Genomic DNA, 21451 nt, shown 5'->3' on the forward strand with positions numbered 1-21451 from the left:
CCCGGTGGCCCGACCATGCGCCATCCGGGCCGGATGGCGCTGCCGGGGTCCGTGTCGACGGAGCCGGTCACGACGGCTTGCCCCGTTCGTGCACCCAGCTCGACAGGCACCGGAACCATCCTCGTCGGGCCGTTCACCTGTCGACGGCAGCGTCCACAGGAACGGCAACGGCAACGGCGCGCGCCACCTGGTGACCTCACTTCTCGGTGGAGCGGGTGGCGGAGGCCTCGACCGAGTGGGCGCCAGCGGGGGTCCCGGTCGCCGCTCGGGTACGGCGCAGCCGCATCAGCCGGGGAGTCACCAGTTGGCGCAGTGGCCGGTCGGTGGACCAGAGCACTGCCGCAGCTACCAGGCCCGCTGCCGCGCCGACCACCAGCAGACGGGCCAGCGGACCGAGCTCGTCGACCCCGAGCCGGTCGGTGGCGAACGGCACCAGGGAGGCGGCCAGCGCGGCCAGGACCGCCGGCCCGGTGGGCGCGAGGAAGCGACCGATGGACGCCCTGGCCACCCGGTGCACGGTCACCCAGATCGAGGCGGCGTTGACGGTCAGCTGGATCGCGATCCCGGCCACGGCGACGGCTGTGGCCTGGCCGACCGGGTCGTCGCTGGTGATGAGGGCTCCGACGGCGGCCAGCGTCGCCACCCCGAGAAGGCCCCGGCTCCACAGGATCGCGGCCAGTTTCCCCGGCTGGCCGATCGCCTGCAACGCCGGGCCGAGCAGTACGCCGAAGACGTTGACCGCGCCGAAGACGCACAGCAGCTGTAGCGGAATCTCGGTGCCGGCCCACTGCGGACCCAGGAACTCCACCAGGGGTCGCGCCGTGGCCGCCAGCACGCCCAGCACCGGCAGGCCGGCGACCGCACCGAGGTGCTGCAACTGGACGAGGTGCGCGGCGAAGCGGGCCCGGTCCTGCTGGAGCCGGGACAACGACGAGAGCGACACCTGCTGGATCGACCGGACCGTGACGTCGACCAGCATGTCGGGCAGCCGGGCGGCCAACCGGTAGATGCCGGTGGCGACCGGGCCGAAGAAGATACCGGTGAAGAGGATGTCGGCCTTGGAGCTGATCAGCGACCCGAGGCCGGCGTTGGCTGCATGGGCGGAGAAGGCCCACAGTTCGCGGATCGCACCGAGCTTCGGCCGCCGGCTCGGTCGCCAGGGGCAGACCAGCCACAGTACGACGAGGCCAGCGACGGCATTGACCAGTTGCTGGCCGACCAGTGCCCAGATACCGGCACCGCCCAGCGCCAGGGCCAACCCGACGACGCCGCTCAGCACCGAGGCCAGCAGGGTCCGGATGGCGATCGACCGGAATTGCAGTTCGCGGCGGAGTATCGCCTCCGGCACGATGGACAGCCCCTGCACCAGTACCAGCGGGGAGAGGGCCAGGCACACCTCGGTCAGGTCGGGTGCCCGGTTGATCAACGCCCACAGCGGACTCACGGCGGCGGTGAGCAGGCCGACGCCGAGCCCGGCCAGCACCAGGACGACGAAGGCCGCGTCGAGGTGCTCGGCGGTGAGCTTGTCGCGCTGCACGATCGCGGCGACCAGCCCCTGCTGGATGAGGGTCTGCGCGAAGAGGATGAAGACGGTCGCCATGGCCAGGAGCCCGAACTCGCTGGGCCCCAGCAGCTTGGCCAGCAGGAACGTGACGATGACCGACGAGCCGATCCGGCCGGCGGTGACGACGTACGACCAGCCGATCGCCGAGCCGACCCGACCGGGTGCCGGGGTCGGCTGCGGACTGGTCACTGCGCCGGACGAGGCGCCCGTCACTAGAACGTGCCTCTCGAGGTGGCTGTCCGTACCCGCTGGGTCAGTTGGCGACGCCAGCGTCCGAGCAGCACCCGGACCCGGCGCGCCCACCAGGTGGCGAGGAACGCGGCGGCGGAACTGAGTCGGGTGGAGAGCCGGGGCTCCCCGGTGGACAGCATGCGCAGTGTCTCCACCAGCATGCGGAGTCGGGGGGCGCGGACCCGGGCACCCTGTTTGCCGTACCAGGCCAGGGCCGAGGCAGCGGAGCTGTCGGCCCCCTGCCAGGTGGACGCGCCGTGCATCCGGCGCTGGAACAACGGCTGGTCCACCTCGTGGATCTCACCGAGCCGGGCCACCTCGGCCAGCAGCGTGTAGTCGGAGGAGAGGTACGGCCGGATCATCCCGGTACGGCGCAGCGCGGAGAGCCGGAACACGCCGAAGTGGGCGTGACAGAGACTGATGTGCTGAGCCACCCCGGCCACCCGTCGCCAGGGCCGGTGGTCGCGCAGGTGCATGCCGTCGGCGTACGGACCGATCACCTCGCCCGCCTCGTCGATCAGCACGGTACGGGGATAGGCCAGCACCACCCGCTCCCCGGCGGCGTCGAGGGCGGCCACGCAGGTGCTGACGTACGACGGCAGGCAGACGTCGTCGTAGGCGACCCACTTGAACAACTCGCCCCGGGCCAGCTCGACGACGCGCGCGTAGTTGACGTGGCCGCCGAAGTTGCGCGGGTTGCGGTAGAGCCGGATGCGTGGATCGCGGGCGGCGTACCGCTGGCAGATCTCCCAGGTCCGGTCGGTCGAGGCGTTGTCGCTGATGATGATCTCGAAGTCGGAATGGTCCTGCGCCAGCAGGGCGTCCAGGCACCCTTCCAGATAGCGTTCGGCGTTGTAGAGGGGGACGCCGAGGCTGACCCGGGGCGTACCGGCCATCGATCCCTCCCGGTCAGGCAACGAGCAGTTCGGCCTCGACGCCGAGCGCCCGGAGCGCTGCGCCGATTTCATTACGATAAGCCGGGTTGGTGCTGATGACCGTGCGCGTGCCCAGCGTGGCGAGACTTTCCGGTGAAGTCACCCGGTGCCCGGTCACCGGCAGGTACCGGTCCCACTTGCGGGGGTTGACGTCGACCACCGCCGCGAGGCGGTTGTCCGGGTCGGCCAGGTGCAGGAACTGCACCCCGCGTGACCCGGCACCCCACAGGACCGGTCGGTCGTCGGCGGCCAACGCCCGGTCGATCACGGACCGCCAGCGCTCCCGCTCGGCCGCGTGCCGGCCGGCGAAGCCGGCGATCGAGTCGAGTTGACGGTCCCGGTCGGACAGTCCGGGAAGCGTGGTGAGGATGTCCTGGTCGGGGAGGTTGCAGGAGATTTCCACGTAACGGAACATCCCGGAGAACAGCGGGCCGGTCGCGACCACCTGCCATCCGGCCCGCTGCGCGATTCGGCACAGCGAGTATCCATCGAAGTAGGAGACGTGCGGGTAGATCACCTCCCAGCCGGCGGTGGCGAGGTCGTATGCGGCGTCCGGAACCTCCAGGTATCCGCGTACCGGCCGGTCCCCGGCCAACTCGCGCAGCCGGACCAGGAAGCCGTACGGGTCGGCGAGGTGCTCGAACCAGTGACGGGAGGTGACGAAGTCGAACGGCGGGGCATCGTCGTCCAGCGGTGCCGCGGCGCAGTGGAACTCCGCGCCGGACGGGTCCGGGCCGGTCGGTCCCGCGTACATCTGGTCGTAGCCGATTCCGCGGGCGCCGGCGACGTGGCACAGTTCGCGCAGGAACTCGCCCTGGCCGCAGCCGATGTCCAGCACGGTCGCGCCGCGCAACGGGTAGCGGGCGGCCAGGTGGTGGACCAGTTTGGTGGAGAACGACTGGAATGCCGGTGAGTGGTGCAGGTTGGTGTCCATTGTGGCGTCGTAGACCAGGGCATTTGGGTCAAAAGCGATGTTCCGTACGTAGCCGCAGTCGGGGCAGTACGCCAGCGACATGGTGCCCAGCGGCGAGGCCAGCGCCTCGTCCCGGCTGGCCCAGTGCACCCCGCAGAAGACCGGGATCTCACCCAGTTCGGCGAACGGCCTCAGGGGCTGGCCACCACAGGCGTCGCAGAACCGCAGAACGCCGACCCTGCGCCCCAGCGTCGCGGTCACGCCGGTGTCCCGGTCCAGCGCAGCCCGGCGTCGAGCCGTCCGGCGTCACGTAGCGCCTGGATCCGGCGTAGCCGCTGGTGCCGGGGGCCGGCGAAGTCAGCCAGGGCCAGTCCGTGCCGCTGGTAGGCCTCGACCAACTCCTCGATCCCCTTGCGGACCGTCCACCGGGGCTGGAACCCGGGCACCTCGGCCGCGATGCGGTCGCAGTTGACCCGGTAGTTTCGGGCGTCCGCCGACGCGCCACCGGCGAAGGTCACCGTCGAGCCGGGGACCACCTCGGCTACGAGTTCCGCGACGTCCCGGATCAGGTAGTTCTCGGTGCTGGACCCGACGTTGTACGCCCTGCCGTGCACCTGCTCCCGGGGCGCGTCGAGCAGCGCCAGGAACGCGGCGCAGATGTCCTCGGCGTGCACCAGTGGCCGCCAGGCGGAGCCGTCGGAGAGCAGCCGTACCTCGCCGGTGAGCAGTGCGTGTGCGGTCAGGTCGTTGACCACCAGGTCACCGCGTAACCGGGGCGAGAAGCCGTACGCGGTGGCGTTGCGCAGGAAGATCGGGGAGAAGTCGTCGTCGGCCAACTCGGCCAGCCCCTGCTCGGAGCGGACCTTGGAGTCGCCGTACGGGGTGACGGGAGCGAACCCGGCGTCCTCGGTCAGCGGTCGGTCGTCCAGCCCGGCCCCGTAGAGGCTGCACGAGGAGGAGAAGAGGAAGCGGGAAACGCCGGCCGCCTTCGCCGACCTGGCCAGGCGTAGCGTCGCCCGGTAGTTGATCTCGTAGGTCAGCTCGGGATCGAGGTTGCCGATCGGGTCGTTGCAGAGCGCCGCAAGATGGCAGACGGCGTCGAATCCGGCACAGTGCTCCGGGAGCACGTCGCGTAGATCGAGGCGCAATGTCGGAACCTCGGCCGGGGCCGGCCCGATCAGACAATCCGCAAAGAGATCGGTGTCGAGTCCGGTCACCTCGTGTCCGGCGGCCCGCAACATCGGGGTGAGCACGCTGCCGAGATATCCATGGTGGCCGGTCACGAGAACACGCACGTCGGGGCTCCCGGAATTTGGTCGGATTTGAGCAAGGCGATTTTATTGATGGGGCCGGAGTAGGGCCGGCTATTGTCGGACTTCTTACTTAACCCCCCGCCTTTCGGGTGGCCTGGCTAGCGTGACCGGAGCGCGCGGGCGGGACGCGGGCAGAACGATTCTTTCTCGGGGTGATCGGGCATGACCCTTGCCAAATGTCGACTGTGCGCCACGGGATTGACGGAAACCTTTGTCGACCTTGGCATGTCGCCACTGTGTGAAAGTTACCTGCCGGCGGATCGACTGGACAGCGCCGAGACGTTCTACCCCCTGCACGTGCGAATTTGTCCAGATTGCCTACTCGTGCAACTGCCGGCGTACGTCCCCGGCGAGGAGATCTTCTCCGACTACGCCTACTTCTCGTCCTACTCCGACTCCTGGGTGGCGCACGCCAGGCGGTACGCCGACACGATGATCGAAACTCTGGGGCTGGGAGCGGACAGTCTGGTCACGGAGGTGGCCAGCAACGACGGGTACCTGCTCCAGCACTTCGTCGCCCGGGGCGTACCGGTGCTCGGCATCGAACCGGCGGGCAACATCGCCGAGGTGGCCCGGGGCCGGGGGATCCGTACCGAGAGCCGGTTCCTGGGGGCGCAGACCGGTGCCGACCTGGCCGACCGGTACGGGCGGGCGGACCTGGTGGCCGGTAACAACGTCTACGCCCACGTCCCCGATCTGCTGGGCTTCACCGCCGGCCTGGCCGCGCTGGTCAAACCGTCCGGCCTGGTGACCCTGGAGTTCCCGCACCTGCTCCGGCTCATCGAACGCCGACAGTACGACACCATCTACCACGAGCACTACCAGTACCTGTCCCTGTTCACCGCGCAGCGGGCGCTGGCCACCGCCGAGCTGGTGGTCGTCGATGTCGAGGAACTCTCCTCGCATGGCGGGTCGCTGCGGGTGCACGCCCGGCCGTTGACCGGCGCGGGCGAACCATCGGGCAACGTCAAGTCGGTGCTGGAGGCGGAAGCCGAGGCCGGACTGCACACGGTGGCCGGGCACCGGGGCTTCGCCGACGCGGTCTTCAATATCAAGAAGGACCTGGTCGAGTTTCTGCTGACCGCTCGCGCCGAGGGGCGCCGGGTCGTCGGATACGGCGCACCGGGCAAGGGAAACACCCTGCTGAACCACTGCGGTATCCGTGCCGACCTGGTCGAGTACACGGTCGACCGGAGCCCGCACAAACAGGGCCTGTTCCTGCCCGGCACGCACATTCCCATTCATCCGCCGGAGCGGATCGAGCAGGACCGGCCGGACTACATCCTGGTGCTGCCCTGGAACCTCAGGACGGAGATCTCCACCCAACTCGACTACGTACGCCAGTGGGGCGCCCGGCTGGTCTTTCCGATCCCGGCACTGGAGATCGTCTGATGAAGGTCGTCCTGTTCTGCGGCGGCCTCGGTATGCGGATGCGGGAGGATGCCGCCTCCGCTCCGAAACCGATGGCCATGATCGGTGACCGGCCGCTGCTGTGGCACGTGATGCGGTACTACGCCCACTTCGGCCACGCGGAGTTCGTGCTCTGCCTCGGTTACGGTGCCGCAGCGGTCAAGGACTACTTCCTACGCTACGACGAAACGATCTCCAACGACTTCACCCTGACGATGGGCGTACGGGACGTACACCTCTTCTCCTCCGACATCACCAACTGGAACATCACCTTCATCGACACCGGGCTGCACGCGACCATCGGCGAGCGGCTGATGCGGATCCGCGAACACGTCGAGGACGATCCGTACTTCCTGGCCAACTACGCGGACACGCTCACCGACGCGCCGCTGCCGCAGATGATCGAGCGGTTCCGGGACAGTACGGCGACCGCCAGCCTGCTGGCCGTACCGGTGCAGTCGACCCATCACGTCATCGACATCGACGGGCACGACCAGGTGAGCCGGGTACGGCCGATCCGGGACCTGATGCAGTGGGAGAACGGCGGCTACTTCATCCTCCGCCCGGAGATCTTCGCCGAGTTGCGGACCGGCGAGGATCTGGTACCCCATGCGCTGGAGCGGCTGCTGCCGCAACGGCGGCTGATCGCGCAGCGGTACACCGGCTTCTGGCGGGCCGCCGACACGTTCAAGGACCGCGCGGAGTTGGAGCAGCTCTACCGGTCCGGCCGGTGTCCGTGGATGCTTTGGGACTCCAACCGGCACGGTGTGACCGCCGGTGCCGGCAGTGCCGCCATCCACGAGGTGGGTCAGTGACGACGCCACTGCGCCTGTCCGGGGTGCGGTCAGTGGTGCTGCTCGGGGCGCACCCGGACGACATCGAGATCGGGGCCGGTGGCCTGCTGCTGTCCCTGGCTGCCGCCGTCGACGGACTACGTGTCCACTATGTCCTGCTCACCGGTGCCCCCGACCGGCAGGCTGAGGCGCGTACGGCAGCCGCCGAGTTCCTGCCCGGTGCCCGGATCACCTTCGACCTGCACGGGCTGCCGGACGGCCGGGTGCCGGCCCGGTGGGAGCAGGCAAAGGGAATCGTGGACGCCGCAGCCGCCGCACTGGACGCGGACCTGGTCGTCGCGCCCGGCTCGGACGACGCCCACCAGGACCACCGCACGCTGGCCGAGCTGGTGCCCACGGCGTTCCGTCGGGCTCCGGTCCTGCAGTACGAGATTCCAAAGTGGGACGGGGACCTCGGGCGGCGCAACGTGTACCTGCCGCTGACCGAGGGCCGGGCACACCGGAAGGTGGAGTTACTCAACGCGTGTTTCCCGTCACAGAAAGTCCGTGACTGGTGGGACGATGAGACGTTCCTCGGGCTGGCCCGGCTGCGCGGCATGGAATGCCGGTCCCGGTACGCCGAGGCGTTCCGGTGCGAGAAAGCGGTGATCCAGCTATGACCACAACGACACTTTCGGCCTGCCTGTTCGGGGTGCCCGGGTCCGGCAACAACCTCGGGGTCGGTGCCCTGCGGGCCGCCACCCTGGCCGGTCTGCTGTCCAGGGAGCCACAGGCACGGGTGACCGTGTTCGACGACGGTTGGGGCCAGCGGCCCGGTCGGGCCTATGTGTCCGGTCGACCGGTCGCCATCTCCCTGGCCGGCGCGCGGCACTCCCGGCGCTACCACCGGCCCGAGTCCTACGTGAACATGCGGGTCTGCGCCGCCCTCGGCGGCCTCGGCAACGCCGGCCTGGCCCGGATCGACGCGGCCGACATGGTGCTCGACGTCAGCGGTGGGGACAGCTTCAGCGACATCTACGGTGAGCACCGGTTCCGGTCGGTGGCCTGGCCGAAGCGGCTGACCCTGCTCCGTGGCCGACCGCTGGTGCTGCTGCCACAGACGTACGGGCCGTTCCGGTCCGAGCGACTGCGGGCGGAGGCCGCCGCCCTGACCAGGGACGCGGCGATGGCCTGGGCCCGTGACCCGGAGAGCTTCCACGCCCTGGCCGAACTGCTCGGCCCCGACCTCGATCCGCAGCGGCACCGGGAAGGCGTCGACGTCGCCTTCGCGTTGGAGCCACGTGAACCCGACGGGCCGGCGTACGAGCGGCTGGCCAGGTGGTTCGCCGCCGCTCCCGGGCCGGTCGTCGGCATCAACATCAGTGGGTTGATGGTCCGGGCGGAGGGGATGGCCCGGTTCGGTCTCGCCGGTGACGGCGGTCAGGTGGCCCTACGGCTGTGCCAGCGGCTGCTCGACGAGCCGGACACCCGGTTGATCATCGTGCCGCACGTACGCAGCCAGGACGGCCCCGACGACGACGTGGCGGCCAGCCAGCGGTTGCGGGAGGCCCTGGCGGCCCGGCACGGGGACCGGGTCATGGTCGCCCCGACCGATCTGGACCAGCACCAGGCCAAGTGGGTCATCGCCCGTACCTCGTGGTTCTGTGGGATGCGGATGCACGCCACCATCGCCGCGCTCTCCTCTGCGGTGCCGGCGGCGAACATCGCCTACAGCCTGAAGGCGCGAGGCGTCTTCGCCAGCGTCGGACAGCAGCGGCACGTCGCCGACGCCCGACGGCTCGGCGACGACGAACTGCTGGAGACGCTCTGGTCGTCCTGGACGACGAGGGCCGAGACAGCTGTCGAACTGGCCGAGCGCGTGCCGGTGGCCATCCGGCGGGCAGCCGGACAGATGGACGAGATCGTCGCCCTGGGGCGGGCGGAACATGCTGGCCGTACCACGGCCAGAGCACACTATTGATCATTACTGCGGGAGCACACTGATGGTCCGACCCCGGACGGTGTACGACGTCGCCACGAACAAGCTCTGCACCGGATGCGGGGTGTGCGCCTATCTGGCGCCCGACGAGGTCCGGATGGCCGATGTGCTCGACTACGGCCGCCGCCCACTGCCGGTGATCCCGGTACAGCCCACCCGCGCCAGCCGGGAAACCAGCCCGGGTCCGACCGCCGGCCCGACCCCGGCTGACCGCCGGGCCCCGGTCGACCGCCCGGGCCCGACCACGGGTACGGGGGCGGCTGCCGCGCTGAAGTGCTGCCCCGGGGTGCGGCTGGAACACGAGACCAGCACCCCGGCACCGGGGGAGATCCCGGAACTGCGGGCCGCCTGGGGGCCGGTCCGGGCCATCTGGGAGGGCTACGCCGCCGATCCGGAGATCCGGTTCGCCGGGTCGAGTGGGGGAGTGGCCACCGCACTTGCCGCGTACTGCCTGGAACAGGAGGGGATGGCCGGTGCGCTGCACATCGGTGCCCGGGCGGATGTGCCGTACCTCAACGAGACCCGGTTGTCCCGGGACCGGACGGCGCTGCTGGCCGGTGCCGGTTCCCGTTACGCGCCGGCCAGCCCGTGTGACCGGCTGGACCTGATCGAGTCGGCCGAGGCGCCCTGCGTCTTCATCGGCAAGCCGTGCGACGTGGCGGCGGTACGGATGGCCCGGCGGGTCCGGCCGGAACTGGATGCCCGGGTCGGTCTGACCATCGCGGTCTTCTGCGCCGGTACGCCGACCACCCGGGGAACCCTGGAGATGCTGGAGCGACTCGGCACGTCCGACCCGGACCGGGTGGCGTCGGTGCACTACCGGGGCAACGGCTGGCCCGGACGGGCCCGGGCCCAACTGGTCGACGATCCACCGGGTCAGGAACGGTCGCTCACCTACGAACAGTCGTGGGGCGAGATCCTGCAGAAGCACCGGCAGTGGCGCTGCTATCTGTGCGCCGACCACACCGGAGAGTTCGCCGACGTGGCGGTCGGTGACCCGTGGTACCGGCCGACCGGGGACGATCCCGGGCGCTCGCTGGTGCTGGCCCGTACCGAGCGGGGCGTACGCCTGGTCGAAGCGGCGATCGCGGCCGGCGCGTTGGTGCTGGAGCCGGTGGCGGCCCGGGTGCTGCCGGACTCCCAGCCCAACCTGTTGCGGGCCCGGGGCGCGGTCTGGGGTCGGCTGGTCAGCCTGCGGATGGCCGGTCTGATGACCCCCCGACTCAGGCACCTGCCGATGGCCGGCATGTGGTGGCGGGCGTTGTCGACCCGGGAGAAGCTCCAGTCGACCGCGGGCACCCTGCGCCGGATCCGGCGCAAGCGACTGCGCACGCCGGCCGACCTGACCCCGTACGAGCGTCAGCGGCGTACGGTCACCTGATCGGCACCGGCTGACCGTTGTCGAACCACACGTTGGTCAACCGGTCCCAGGTTATTCCCGGGTGGTTGGGCCGAGCGACCACACCGTATCGGTAGTCGCGGCCGTACTTGTTGTCGCGGATGACGACGTTCGACGCGGTCAGGTCGGTACGGATGCCGATCGAGTAGTTGCCGCCGTTGCAGTAGTTGCCCTCGAAGAGGAGGTTGTCCACCAGCGGAACGATGGTCGAGCCGATCATCAGACAGGCGTTCATCGGGTCCCGGGTGCTGGCGTTGTACGTGTCGAGCCGGTTGTGCCGTACGACGATGTCGGCGCCGCCCGTGGTCTGGAGCGAGTCGTTGTGTGAGTTGCCCACCCGGGTCAGGTCGTGGATCCAGGAGTCGACGACGTTGGTGCGGTCGCCGAGCCGGGGTCCGTCACCGACACTGTGGATGTTGACCCGGCGGAGTGTGTAGTCGGCGCAGCACACCGCGGTCGATCCCTTCCGGTTGCCGTTGATCTCGACGTCCTCGACTACCAGGTTCCTGGCGGTCGGGTACGTACGGAGGGCGTAGACCGTGCTGGTGCAACTGATCCGCGACTTCCTGATGATGACGTTGCGGGCGTAGACGTTGACGCATCCGTTGATGTTGAGCCCGGAGACGATCTGCCCGTCCTTGCGCAGGTTGAGCGAGCCGGAGTCCCTCAACGGGGTGCCTGGCGGCACACCGGTGGTGGTCGGGCCGGGCCAGTAGCTCAACGGGGTGGGCGGGGCCTGCGGCTGTGGGCTGGCCGGTCCGCCCGTGCCGGACGGGGTGGGCGTCGGGACGGTGTCGGGGTTGAGCGTGCCGGTGCCGGTCGGGTACGGCCTGCCGTCCTGCCGGGAGTTGGTGATGGTGGCCGGCGCGTTCGGGCCGTACACGAACGGGTGACGGCAGCCGAAGGTGTTGACCCGGGTCGCCGAGTAGTGGCCGGGGACTATTCCGTCGGTCTCCCGGGTGGTGCAGTGCAGGTCGGAGTCAGTGACGACCGCGCCGGTGAATCCGGCCCGTACGGTGATGACCGCGGTTCCGCCGGCCCGGACCGTCATCCGTTGGAGGGTGACGTTGTTCGCCGCGATGACGATCGGTCGGTCGACGGTCTGACCGCTGACCACGGTGCCGGCTTTGTCGATCACCATCGGTGCGTCCTCGGACCCGGGCCCCCGCAGCAGCAGGTAGGCGGCTCCGGTGGTGGCTACGAGGCCGAGGCCGACACCGCCGGCGATCAACCGACGTCGGCTGAGCCAGGTCGTTCGCCAGTTGGCCGGTGGTGGATCGACCGGAGCCGGGGGGTTGGTGTCGGACATGATTCCCCCTCGCAGAGGTCGACTTCCGCCGGGGCGGAGCCCACCTACCGCGGCTCCAACCTGGTCCGCCCACCCGGAGTGGATGTCGCCCGTGCTGCCGAGTCACCACTCGGAACGGGTCGCGAGGTTGGTCAGTCGACGTTGCCTGCCGCCCCGTACAACTTGGATGTTACAAGGCGTACCGAACGCGTTACATACTTCGATCTGACAGATTTCGGACAGATGCGGATTATTGGTCAACGTTGCTGCTGTCGGGGTAGCACCACCTCACGCAGAATCAACTGGACCGCGGCCACCGCGGGTATGGCCACCAGGGCACCGATGACACCGAAGAGCGCGACGCCCATGAGCGCCGCGACGATGGCCGCCACGTCGTTCACCTTCACCGAGCGTCGCATGATCTTGGGGTAGATGAGGTAGTTCTCCACCTGCTGGTAGACGATGAAGAACACCACGCAGGCGATGCCGACCTGGATGTCGGAGGCGAAGCCGACCAGGCTGACGATCACCGCGCCGAGGGTCGCGCCGATCTGCGGAATCAGGTCACAGACGGCCACCACGACGGCCAGCGCGAACGGATAGGCCAGCCCGACGACGACCGAGAAGACGAACGCGGACACGCCGGCCAGCACCGCGATGAACAGCGCCCCGACCATGTAGGCGCCGACCTTGGTGAGGATCTCGTCGCCGATCAGGCGTACCCGGTCCCGCCGGGAGGCGGGCACCAGGGCGTACGCGAGATCCTTCATCCGGTCGAAGGCGGACATGAAGTAGATCGTCAGGACCAGTACGGTCAGCACATTGAAGATCGTGCCGAAGATGAACCGGGCACCCCCGAACACGCCGCCCAGTGCCTGCCCGATCGTCTGGGCGTTGGCTGCGGACTCGACCCGTTCCATCAGGTGGTAGCGCTCGACCAGATGGTTGATCGTTTCGTTGCGTCGCAGTTCCTCGAGGTAGGCGGGGAGTTGGTCGATGAACTGCCCGGACTGCGTCACGATGGGGGGCACCAGGGCGAACAGCCCGCCGCAGAGCAACAGCACCACGGTCAGAGCGACCGTGGCGACGGCCAGGGCGTGGGGCAGCCCCCACGCCCGCAGTCGGACGACGGCGGGATTGAGCCCGATCGCGAGGAACAACCCGGTGAAGACCAGGACCAGAATGGACGCCGCATTGCGTACGGCGAGGAAGGCCGTGTAGGCCAGCAGCACGCCCAGTGCGCCGGTGAAGCCGATCAGGAACGGGTTACGGCGCAGGGGCCGGCCGGGCTCACCGAAGCGGCCATGCTCACCGAAGTGACCGGGCGGCACGTCCTCGGTGGGGGTTGTCGGCTCGGCCGGGCCGCTGCCCCCGGTGTCCCTGCGAGCCCCGGTGTCGTTGCGAGCCGTGTCCCTGCGAGCCCCGGTGTCGTTGCGGCCCCCGGTGTCCCTGCGGGCCGCCGCCGTTGCCGGCGCGGGCGGGTTCTCCTCAGGCACCGACTTCTCGTCCGTCACCGGACCCTCCCGACGGTCTGGCCCTGCCGGATGCCGTGCCGACCCGCGCCATGGAACCGGCGACAGGACGGCCAGTGGCACCGTGTCGCCGAGACCGGAGGCGACCACCGGGCGCGGGGCTACCGATTCGGAGGTTAGTCGGCTGGAATACCGTCGGCCAGTCCCGGGTCAGCGAACCCCGGTGCAGGTCACTCGGATTCGATGCTGACCTTCTCTGCCTTGGCGCCCCGGTCCTTGGTCGTGCCCTTCGCGCGCTTGCCGGACGGGTCGCTGGAGCCCGCGACGGTGGACTTGACCGCATCCCGTCCGGCTTCGACCGGGGCGGAGACGGTGACCGGCTGGCCGTCGTCGGTCGTCGCGGCGGCCACCGGCTCGGTGGCGGTGGTCCCCTCGACCGGGGGACTGGCCGGCTCGGCCGGGACCTGCCCGTCGGGCAGCTTTCCGCCCTCGGCGGCCAACTGCTTGCGCAGCTGTGCCAGGTGCCGCTCGATCTGATCGGATTCCTGCCGGAACTTCCAGGCTTCCTGGCGGATGTCGGCCAGCGTCTGCTGCGCCTTGGCGATCTCCTGCATCACCTCGGCCAACTGTTGCCGCCCGGCTACCGCCTCCTGCTGGGTGGTGGCGAGGTGCTGCTGGGTGGTGGCCAACGCCTGCTGCGCCGTTGCGGCGTACTCCTCGTACTGTCGCTTGGCCACCGACACGTGCTCGTCGGCCTGTCGGCGGATCTCCTCGGCATCGTGCTCGGCCTGCCGGCTGATCTCGGCTGCGGCCACCGTTGCCTGCTGCCGGACCTCCTCCGCCTCCTGCTCGGCCTGCTGGCGAACGCCGGTTGCGTACTCGTCGGCCTGCTGGCGGACGCCATTGGCGTACTCGTCGGCCTGCTGGCGCAGCTCCACGGCTTCCTGCTCGGCCTCTGCCCGCTTCGCCAGGTACTGCTGTTCGAGGCCGTCGCGCCACTGGGTGAACTCCCGCTCCACGGCGGTCCGACGCTCGGTGATCTCCTGCTCGCTGGCGGCCTGGCGCTGGTTGATCTCCTGCTCGACCCGGCTGCGCCAGGCGCTCAGCTCCTGCTGGGTCTGGGCCCGGGCCTGCTGGACGTACGCCTCGGTCTCCGTGCGCATGCGCTGTACGTACGCCTCGGTCTCCGACCGGGCCCGCCGGCCCGCCTCGGTGGCCTGGTCGGTGATCCGCTTGGCCTCCTGCTGGGCCTTGGCGTGAGCGGCCTGGCCGGCTTCGCGTAGCTGGGCGACCTCCTGCTGGACCTTGGCATGGGCGGCCTGGCCGGCTTCGCGTAGCTGGGCGACCTCCTGCTGCACCCTCGCCTGCTCCGCCTTGGCCGCCTCGTGGATCTGGACGGCCTCCTGCTTGGCCTTGGCGTGGGCGGCCCGTCCGGCCTCCATCAGCTGGTTGGCTTCCGCGACGGCCTTGGCGTGGGCGGCCTCACCGGCGTCCCGCAGGCGGGCGGCCTCGTCGGCGGCGGCGGCCACGGTCGCCTCGGCCTCGGCCCGCCGAGCCGCGTTGGCCCGGTCCTCCTCCTCGCGGCGTGCGGCGAGTGCGATCTCGAAGTCGCGTAGCGCGGTGGCGGCCTGTTCCCGGGCGTCGGCCAGCAGTTGCTCCGCCTCGCCCCGCCTGACTTCGATCTCCTGCATGGCGCTGGCCTGGATCGCCTCGGCCTGCTCCTCGGCGAGGACGAGGATCTGTTCGACGCGGGGCCCGAGGTGTCGGAACGAGGCCCGATCGACCACGCCGACCTGACGACGTACGTTGGCCAGGTCGCGCTGTAGTACCTCTACCTGGCCCGCCAACTTGTGGATCTGGGTGTACGCCTGCTCACGCTCGGCAGCCAGCGTGGCGATCTCGTGCTCGGCCCGAGCGACGTACCGGTCCACCTGTCGTTTTTCGTAGCCCCGAAAGGCTGGCTCGAAGCTTGGCTCCGTAGCCACGTCTCCGCCAAGAGCGAACAGTTCCTCGCCGTGCGACATGTTCCCATCCTCACACGCATCGTCAGGATCCGCGGCAATACGGACCGCGCTGACGACGCCTACTTCACGCCCGGGTGCGGGTCGGATCTGAAGGATTCCAGCCCAGACAGTATGCGGGGCCGCACCCAGTTTCTCCGGTGTGGCCCCGCATCACCCACTTATGCCCCGCTTGGTAGCACGTGCCCAGCCGGTCATACCGGACACGATCAAATGCGTGTCGATGGTCGTCAGGAAGCGTCAGCCGTTGCCCGTTCGTCAGACTCGTCCTTGTCGGACTTCTTGTCGTCGGACGCTGCCGCGCCGACCGTCGGGACGATGCCAGCCAGGCCGGACAGCATCTGGCCGAGCTGAGCGGTGACCGCGTTCTTCTGCCGGGTGAGGTCCTCGACCTCGCGTCGGGCCGTCTGTAGGGCCAGGTCGGCCTCGGTACGGGCCTCGCTCAGCAGGCGCTGCGCCTCGGTACGGGCCTCGTTGACGGTCTTGTCCGCCAAGGCCTTCGCCTTGTCCACCGTCTCAGCGGCGGTCCGCTCGGACTCGACCCGGCGCGCCTCGGCCCGCTGCTCGATCTCCTTGGCCCGGTCCTGGGCGACCCGGGCCCGCTGCTCGGCTTCGCCGACCAGCTTCTGGGTCTGCGCCACCTGGGCGGCGTGCCGCTCGGACTCCTCCCGCTCGGCCTTCTCCCGGCGCTCGGCGAGTTGCAGTTCCAGTGCCTGTAGATCCTTGTCCCGCTTGTCCCGGGCGTCGGTGAGCAGCTTGGTCGCCTCGGCGCGCTTCTCCTCGGCCTCGCGGGCGGCCTTGGCGCGCTGCTGGGTGATCTCCCGCTCGGCGGTGGCCCGCAACGTCGCCACCTCGCGCTCGACCGTCGACTTCAGTTCGGCCACCTCGTGCGCGGTCACCGTACGCAGTTGCTTGGTTTCCCGCTCGGCGTCGGCGCGCAGGGTGTCCGCCTCGCGGCGGGCCTGTACCCGTACCTCGGCCGCCTCCCGCTCGGCGGCGGTACGGACGCTGCCCGCCTCCCGCTCGGCGGTGGCCTTCATCGCCGCAGCCTCGGCCCGCGCCTTGTCGGTGATCTCCCGCGCTTCCAGCCGTGCGGCGGAGAGGATCCCCTCCGACTCCCGCTTGGCCTCACCGCGGTGGTCGTTGGCCTGCTCCTCAGCCAGCCGGAGGATCTGCTCGACCCGGGTGCCCAGTCCGGACAGCGTGGGTCGGTTGTTCTCCTCGAGCTGCTTGTTGGTGTCGGTGAGCTTCTGTTCCACCGAGCTGAGGCGCTGCTCGGCCTGCCGGAGCCGTCGCTGCGCGTCGTTCATGCGCTGCTCAGCCTCGCCACGGGCCTGCTCGGACTGGGTGAGGGCGGCGGTGAGCCGGCCGAGGAAGTCGTCGACCTGGGCCCGGTCGTAGCCGCGCAGGACGACGGTGAAGTCGGGCTGCGAGTTCGCGTTATCGAAGAACGCAAGAGGGGAGGACTGCTGCTGGGGCATTGGGACATACTGGCAGACGTACCAGGGTGGTTCGCAAGAGCCGGAGGGCCGGGTTGGTCCTGTTTACCTGGTCGGCTCAACGGATGGCCCGCCGGCTGTGATCACTCACAGCCAGCGTGCCCAATTTCCGATCTTGACAGTTCCCGGCTGCCGCCGCGTCGGTGCGTAGCGGCACCATGGTCGCCGGTCGAGCGCGTGGCCGGCCCGCCTCGAAAGAACGACCAGCGAGCCTTCCAAAGAACCCGGACGGTCTTTTCCGCCAACGTTCATCTTGGTGGGTGAATCAACTACGGCGCCCGGGCGAAATCGCAATCCGTAACCGATGGAATGGTCGACTTCCGCTTGCGAACCGGCGCCCGGTGATGGCGATCACCAATCGGTGATGGCCCGGGGCCACGCCGGCCAGGTCCGGCGCGGCCGTGCTCAGCGCCCCCGGAAACGGTTGATGGCCGACTCGTGCTGCGCCCGTAGCTCGTGGTCACGTACGCCGAGGCCGTCGCTCGGGGCCAGGCAGCGCACGCCGACCTTGCCCTGGTGGGCGTTGCGGTGCACCTCGTACGCAGCGTCGCCGGTCTGTTCCAGGGGGAAGGTCCGGGACACGGTGGGATGGATCCGGCCCAGCGAGACCAGGCGGTTGGCCTGCCATGCCTCGTGGTAGTTGGCGAAGTGGCTGCCGACGATCCGTTTGAGGTTCATCCACAGGTAACGGTTGTCGAACTGGTGCTGGTAGCCACTGGTCGACGCGCAGGTGACCACGGTGCCACCACGCTTGGCGACGTAGACGCTCACCCCGAAGGTCTCCCGTCCGGGATGCTCGAAGACGATGTCCGGGTCCTCACCGCCGGTGAGCTCGCGGATCCGCTCACCGAAGCGGCGCCACTCGTCGGTGTCCTGGGTCTGCTCGTCCTTCCAGAACCGGAACCCCTCCGCGGCCCGGTCGATGACCAGTTCGGCCCCCATCCGTCGGCACAGCTCGGCCTTGTCGGGTGAGGACACCACGCAGACCGGGATCGCTCCGCCGTGCAGCGCGAGCTGGGTGGCGTAGCTGCCCAGGCCCCCGGAGGCGCCCCAGATCAGTACGACGTCGCCCTGTTTCATGTTGGCGCCGTGGTGGGAGACGAGCTGCCGGTAGGCGGTGGAGTTGACCAGCCCGGGGCTGGCCGCCTCCTCCCAGCTCAGGTGGCGGGGCTTGGGCATGAGCTGGTTGGCCTTGACGAGAGCGAGTTCGGCCAGCCCGCCGAAGTTGGTCTCGAATCCCCAGATCCGCTGCTGTGGATCGAGCATCGTGTCGTCGTGCCCGGCGGCGTCCTCCAGCTCGACCGACAGGCAGTGCGCGACCACCTCGTCGCCCGGGCGCCACCGGCTCACCCCGGGGCCGACCCGCAGTACGACGCCGGCGGCGTCGGAGCCGACCACGTGGTAGGGCAGGTCGTGCCGGCGGGTCAGGTCGGACAGCCGGCCGTAGCGGTTGAGGAACTTGAAGGTGGGCAGCGGCTCGAAGATGCTCGTCCACACGGTGTTGTAGTTGATGGCGCTGGCCATCACCGCCACCAGTGCCTCCCCCGGGCCGGGTTCCGGGGTGGGCACCTCCGCCAGGTGCAGCGATCGGCGGGGGTCACGGTCCCGGGTGGCCACCCCGTCGAACATGTTCGTCTCGTCGGCGCGTACGACCATCCCGCGGTAGGTCTCCGGGACGGGCAGTTGGGCGAGCTCCGCCAGCTGCCGGCCCGGGTCGGTGCGGCCTTCCGCCGCCATGATCGTTTCGAGGATTCTTCGCACGACCCAACTCCCGTTCGTCCGTGCCGATGGCATTGCCTGTGTCGTCCGACGCGCTGGGCGGGCCAGGATCGACGCAGGTAGCGCGCGTGTTCGCCGGAGGTTACTTAACGGTAGTTATGGAGGGAAGCTGTTTGTGAAAAACTGCATTGGTCGATGCGTGGAGCTGCGTGTCGATGCCGGTGGGCGAACCGATGCGCGCGCCAGGGACCCTGCGGCGGTGGCGAAGGTCCGGTGCGTCGGTATCGGATCAGCGGCGCGGAGGTTCCGTGCGCCGGTATCGGATCAGCGGCCGGCCAGCCGGGCGACGATCGGTGCCGCAGCGGCGAGGTTGCCGCCCAGGTGCAGATAGTTGACGCCGTACCGCTGACGGATCTCCTCCAGCCGGTCGACGCACTCGTCGACGGTTCCGTGCAGCACGGACGGTGAGGACGCCAACGCGGCCGGGGAGGCCAGCGCGGCGTGGCTGGACGTGGCACGGTGCTCGACGCCCCGGTGGGTCACCCGTACGTCGAACATGCGCAACTGGAACTCCAGCGCCCCCGGGTCCCGACCGGCGGCCGACGCGGCCGTACGGGCCCAGGCCACCTTGCGGTCCATCCGTTCCGGACTCATCTCGGCGACCGCGGTGCGCGGGTCCACGTCGGGTGCCAGTCGGGGGTTGATCCCGACGATGTCGGCGGTCCGACCGGCCAGTTCGAGGATCCGGCGGCTGCCCCCGCCGATCAGCAGCGGTGGGCGCGGGCGCTGCACCGGCTTGGGCAACCCGGCCAACCCGGTCAGCTGGTAGTGCCGGCCCACGAAGGTGACCGGCTTGTCGCCGAAGAGCGCCGAGATGACCTCTACCGACTCGGCCAGCCGGGCCACGCGTACGTCGGGTGGGTCGAACGGCAGCCCGGCCGCGTCGTGGTCGTCCCGCAGCCACCCGGCACCGAGGCCGACCTCCACCCGACCGCCGGAGAAGACGTCCAGGTTGGCCAGGGACTTGTGCAGCAGTACCGGGTGCCGGAAGTCGTTGCAGAAGACCATGCCGAGGACCCGTAGGCGGGTGGTGGCCTCGGCGGCGACCGTCATCGCCACCAGCGGGTCCATCGCCCAACCGCCGGTGAAGTGGTCCGACACCGACACCGAGCTGAAACCCAGGTCCTCGATCCGGCGGATCTCGTCGCGCCACCGGGCGACCGGCTGGGTGAGCGCCGGCATGGACGCGGTGAACCGGAACGGGCGTGGTGGAGTGGCGATGTCGTCCTCCCGAGGGGCCCGAGGGGTGGGTGATCCGCCCGACTGTATGGCGTGGTCGTCGGGTGGCGCGTCGTACGCGTCGTGCGGCGCAGGTCGGATTGGCGACAGCGCCCCGATGGCCCTTCCCGGGCGACCCGCCACGGCCCTACCGTGGCCTGCGGCTGAGATCCTTCCTCAGGAGGCCGCTATGACAGTGGTGTACTTCGACTCGCCAGTTTCCGACGATGAACGCCGAAGGAAGCTCTTCGGCGGCGACCTTTTCGTATATTCGCCGACTCCGGCATCGAAGGCGCTGGTCGCCTTCGCCCGGGAGATGGCCGAGGCGGCGTTCGCGCCGCACTTCCCGCCGGACGCGCAGCATCACCTGGCCGGCTCGGCCTACGTGGACGTGCTGGCCACGCTGAAGCCGGCCTTCATCAACCATCCACGCAGCAAGGAACTCGTCCGCGACATCCTGGTCGAGCTCGGCGTCGAACCGGAGCAGACCTACTTCGACGTTCCCCGGCTGCGCACCATGACCAGCGACTACCTCAACGCGGGGCTGACCCTGCAGTTCCATACGCACCGGGACACCTGGTTCTCCGCGCCGATGTCCCAGCTCAACTACTGGATGCCGATCTACGACGTGGAGGAGGCCAACGTGATGGCCTTCCACCCGCCGTACTTCGACGCGGCGGTGCGTAACAGCTCCCGGGACTACGACTACGCCCGGTGGGTCGCGTACGGTCGCACCTCCGCCGCCCAGCAGGTCGACGTGGAGACCCGTAAGCAGCCCGAACTGGAGGAGGAGATCAGCCGGGAACCGGACATCCGGGTGATCACCCCGCCGGGCGGCATCCTCATCTTCTCCGGTGCGCAACTGCACACCACCGTGCCGAACACGTCGGGCCGGACCCGCTTCTCGATCGACTTTCGGGTGGTCAACCGACGCGATGTCGAGGACCGGGTGGGTGCCCCCAACGTCGACTCGGAGTGCACAGGCACCACTCTCGGTGACTTCCTGCGGACCACGGACCTGGCGCAGTTGCCGGCGGAGTTGATCAGCTGAGGGGGTGGGAAGGGCCACTTCCTGTCGCATTCCGTGCGGGAAGGGCCCTTCCTGACAGCCGACTCAGCCCAGGCCGTCCGGCGCGGGCTCCACCAGTTCCACCAGTACGCCACCGGCGTCCTTCGGGTGGACGAAGTTGATCCGCGATCCGGCGGTGCCGCGCCTCGGTACGTCGTAGAGCAGGCGTACGCCGCGTTCCCGCAGGGCCGCGCTCGCGGCGTCCACGTCGGCGACGGTGTATGCCACCTGCTGTACGCCCGGGCCGTTACGGTCCAGGAACTTGGCGATCGTCGACTTCTCGGACAGCGGAGCCAGCAGTTGCAGGTAGCCACCGTCGCCGGTCGGCCCGACGGAGAGCATCGCCTCGCGTACGCCCTGTTCCTCGTTCGTCTCGACGTGTACGCAGCGCATCCCGAAGACCCGCTGGTAGAAGTCGATCGCCACGTCCAGATCGGCAACGGCGATTCCGACATGGTCGATTCGTCGTAGTCCGATCTCTGTGACATAGTCGGCAGAGGGCATGGCGGGGGAGTGGTCGGTCATGACGCTAGTCTGACCTAACAATCGTTAAGGTGTCTGATCAGTC

General features: G+C 69.5%; 17 protein-coding genes. 6 read left to right on the top strand and 11 right to left on the bottom strand.

Annotation, left to right across the window (positions count from 1 at the left end):
* Positions 1-196: 196 nt before the first annotated feature.
* From ACFQ4H_RS20120 to ACFQ4H_RS20135, 4 genes are read right to left on the bottom strand one after another with little or no spacing between them, the layout of a single operon-like run.
* Complete coding sequence (locus tag ACFQ4H_RS20120; RefSeq protein WP_377572562.1) at positions 197-1753, bottom strand: lipopolysaccharide biosynthesis protein; 1557 nt, start codon at positions 1751-1753, stop codon at positions 197-199.
* A 23-nt stretch (positions 1754-1776) separates the two neighbouring features.
* The gene (locus ACFQ4H_RS20125) at positions 1777-2691 is read right to left on the bottom strand and encodes a glycosyltransferase family 2 protein (protein WP_377572563.1); all 915 of its coding nucleotides are present in this window, start codon (positions 2689-2691) and stop codon (positions 1777-1779) included.
* 13 nt (positions 2692-2704) lie between these two features.
* Positions 2705-3904 (bottom strand): class I SAM-dependent methyltransferase, encoded by a 1200-nt coding sequence (locus tag ACFQ4H_RS20130; protein WP_377572564.1) that lies wholly within the window; start codon positions 3902-3904, stop codon positions 2705-2707.
* Positions 3901-4938 carry an NAD-dependent epimerase/dehydratase family protein gene (locus ACFQ4H_RS20135; protein WP_377572566.1) on the bottom strand — a complete coding sequence of 346 codons (1038 nt, stop codon included), beginning with the start codon at positions 4936-4938 and terminating at the stop codon, positions 3901-3903. The genes ACFQ4H_RS20130 and ACFQ4H_RS20135 overlap by 4 nt, the downstream gene beginning before the upstream one ends.
* 180 nt (positions 4939-5118) lie before the next feature.
* Between ACFQ4H_RS20135 and ACFQ4H_RS20140 the strand changes: the two genes are divergently transcribed.
* Genes ACFQ4H_RS20140 through ACFQ4H_RS20160 form a run of 5 tightly spaced genes read left to right on the top strand, consistent with a single transcriptional unit; the run spans position 5119 to position 10519 of the window.
* Entirely contained in the window at positions 5119-6348 is a 1230-nt protein-coding gene (locus ACFQ4H_RS20140; protein WP_377572567.1) for a methyltransferase domain-containing protein, read from the top strand.
* A complete protein-coding gene (locus ACFQ4H_RS20145) occupies positions 6348-7181 on the top strand; it encodes a sugar phosphate nucleotidyltransferase (protein WP_377572569.1) in 834 nt (277 codons plus the stop codon). Before ACFQ4H_RS20140 ends, ACFQ4H_RS20145 begins: the two co-directional genes overlap by 1 nt.
* A complete protein-coding gene (locus ACFQ4H_RS20150) occupies positions 7178-7819 on the top strand; it encodes a PIG-L deacetylase family protein (protein WP_377572571.1) in 642 nt (213 codons plus the stop codon). The genes ACFQ4H_RS20145 and ACFQ4H_RS20150 overlap by 4 nt, the downstream gene beginning before the upstream one ends.
* Entirely contained in the window at positions 7816-9120 is a 1305-nt protein-coding gene (locus ACFQ4H_RS20155; protein ID WP_377572572.1) for a polysaccharide pyruvyl transferase family protein, read from the top strand. Before ACFQ4H_RS20150 ends, ACFQ4H_RS20155 begins: the two co-directional genes overlap by 4 nt.
* Before the next feature lie 22 nt (positions 9121-9142).
* Entirely contained in the window at positions 9143-10519 is a 1377-nt protein-coding gene (locus tag ACFQ4H_RS20160; protein ID WP_377572574.1) for a Coenzyme F420 hydrogenase/dehydrogenase, beta subunit C-terminal domain, read from the top strand.
* On the opposite strand, the gene ACFQ4H_RS20165 is transcribed toward ACFQ4H_RS20160, so the two are convergent.
* The 6 genes from ACFQ4H_RS20165 to ACFQ4H_RS20190 form a co-directional block, all read right to left on the bottom strand.
* On the bottom strand, positions 10512-11846 hold the full coding sequence (locus tag ACFQ4H_RS20165) for a hypothetical protein (protein ID WP_377572575.1): 1335 nt from the start codon (positions 11844-11846) through the stop codon (positions 10512-10514). The two genes, ACFQ4H_RS20160 and ACFQ4H_RS20165, sit on opposite strands and share 8 nt — an antisense overlap.
* Positions 11847-12082: 236 nt before the next feature.
* Positions 12083-13156 carry an AI-2E family transporter gene (locus ACFQ4H_RS20170; RefSeq protein WP_377572602.1) on the bottom strand — a complete coding sequence of 358 codons (1074 nt, stop codon included), beginning with the start codon at positions 13154-13156 and terminating at the stop codon, positions 12083-12085.
* 371 nt (positions 13157-13527) lie between these two features.
* Positions 13528-15321, bottom strand: coding sequence for a coiled-coil domain-containing protein (locus tag ACFQ4H_RS20175; RefSeq protein WP_377572577.1), 1794 nt, complete (start codon positions 15319-15321; stop codon positions 13528-13530).
* A gap of 227 nt (positions 15322-15548) precedes the next feature.
* On the bottom strand, positions 15549-16799 hold the full coding sequence (locus tag ACFQ4H_RS20180; RefSeq protein WP_377572578.1) for a DivIVA domain-containing protein: 1251 nt from the start codon (positions 16797-16799) through the stop codon (positions 15549-15551).
* 423 nt (positions 16800-17222) lie between these two features.
* Positions 17223-18578 carry a crotonyl-CoA carboxylase/reductase gene (gene ccrA / locus ACFQ4H_RS20185; protein ID WP_377572580.1) on the bottom strand — a complete coding sequence of 452 codons (1356 nt, stop codon included), beginning with the start codon at positions 18576-18578 and terminating at the stop codon, positions 17223-17225.
* 282 nt (positions 18579-18860) lie between these two features.
* The gene (locus ACFQ4H_RS20190; protein WP_377572582.1) at positions 18861-19958 is read right to left on the bottom strand and encodes a TIGR03621 family F420-dependent LLM class oxidoreductase; all 1098 of its coding nucleotides are present in this window, start codon (positions 19956-19958) and stop codon (positions 18861-18863) included.
* 46 nt (positions 19959-20004) lie between these two features.
* On the opposite strand from ACFQ4H_RS20190, the gene ACFQ4H_RS20195 reads away from it, so the two are divergent.
* Complete coding sequence (locus tag ACFQ4H_RS20195) at positions 20005-20865, top strand: phytanoyl-CoA dioxygenase family protein (protein ID WP_377572584.1); 861 nt, start codon at positions 20005-20007, stop codon at positions 20863-20865.
* 63 nt (positions 20866-20928) lie between these two features.
* Here the strand turns inward: ACFQ4H_RS20195 and mce are convergent, their stop codons facing one another.
* Positions 20929-21408 carry a methylmalonyl-CoA epimerase gene (gene mce, locus ACFQ4H_RS20200; protein WP_377572586.1) on the bottom strand — a complete coding sequence of 160 codons (480 nt, stop codon included), beginning with the start codon at positions 21406-21408 and terminating at the stop codon, positions 20929-20931.
* Positions 21409-21451 lie beyond the last annotated feature (43 nt).

The sequence above is a fragment of the Micromonospora sonneratiae genome (genome assembly GCF_042679305.1).
Classification (GTDB): domain Bacteria; phylum Actinomycetota; class Actinomycetes; order Mycobacteriales; family Micromonosporaceae; genus Micromonospora_H; species Micromonospora_H sonneratiae.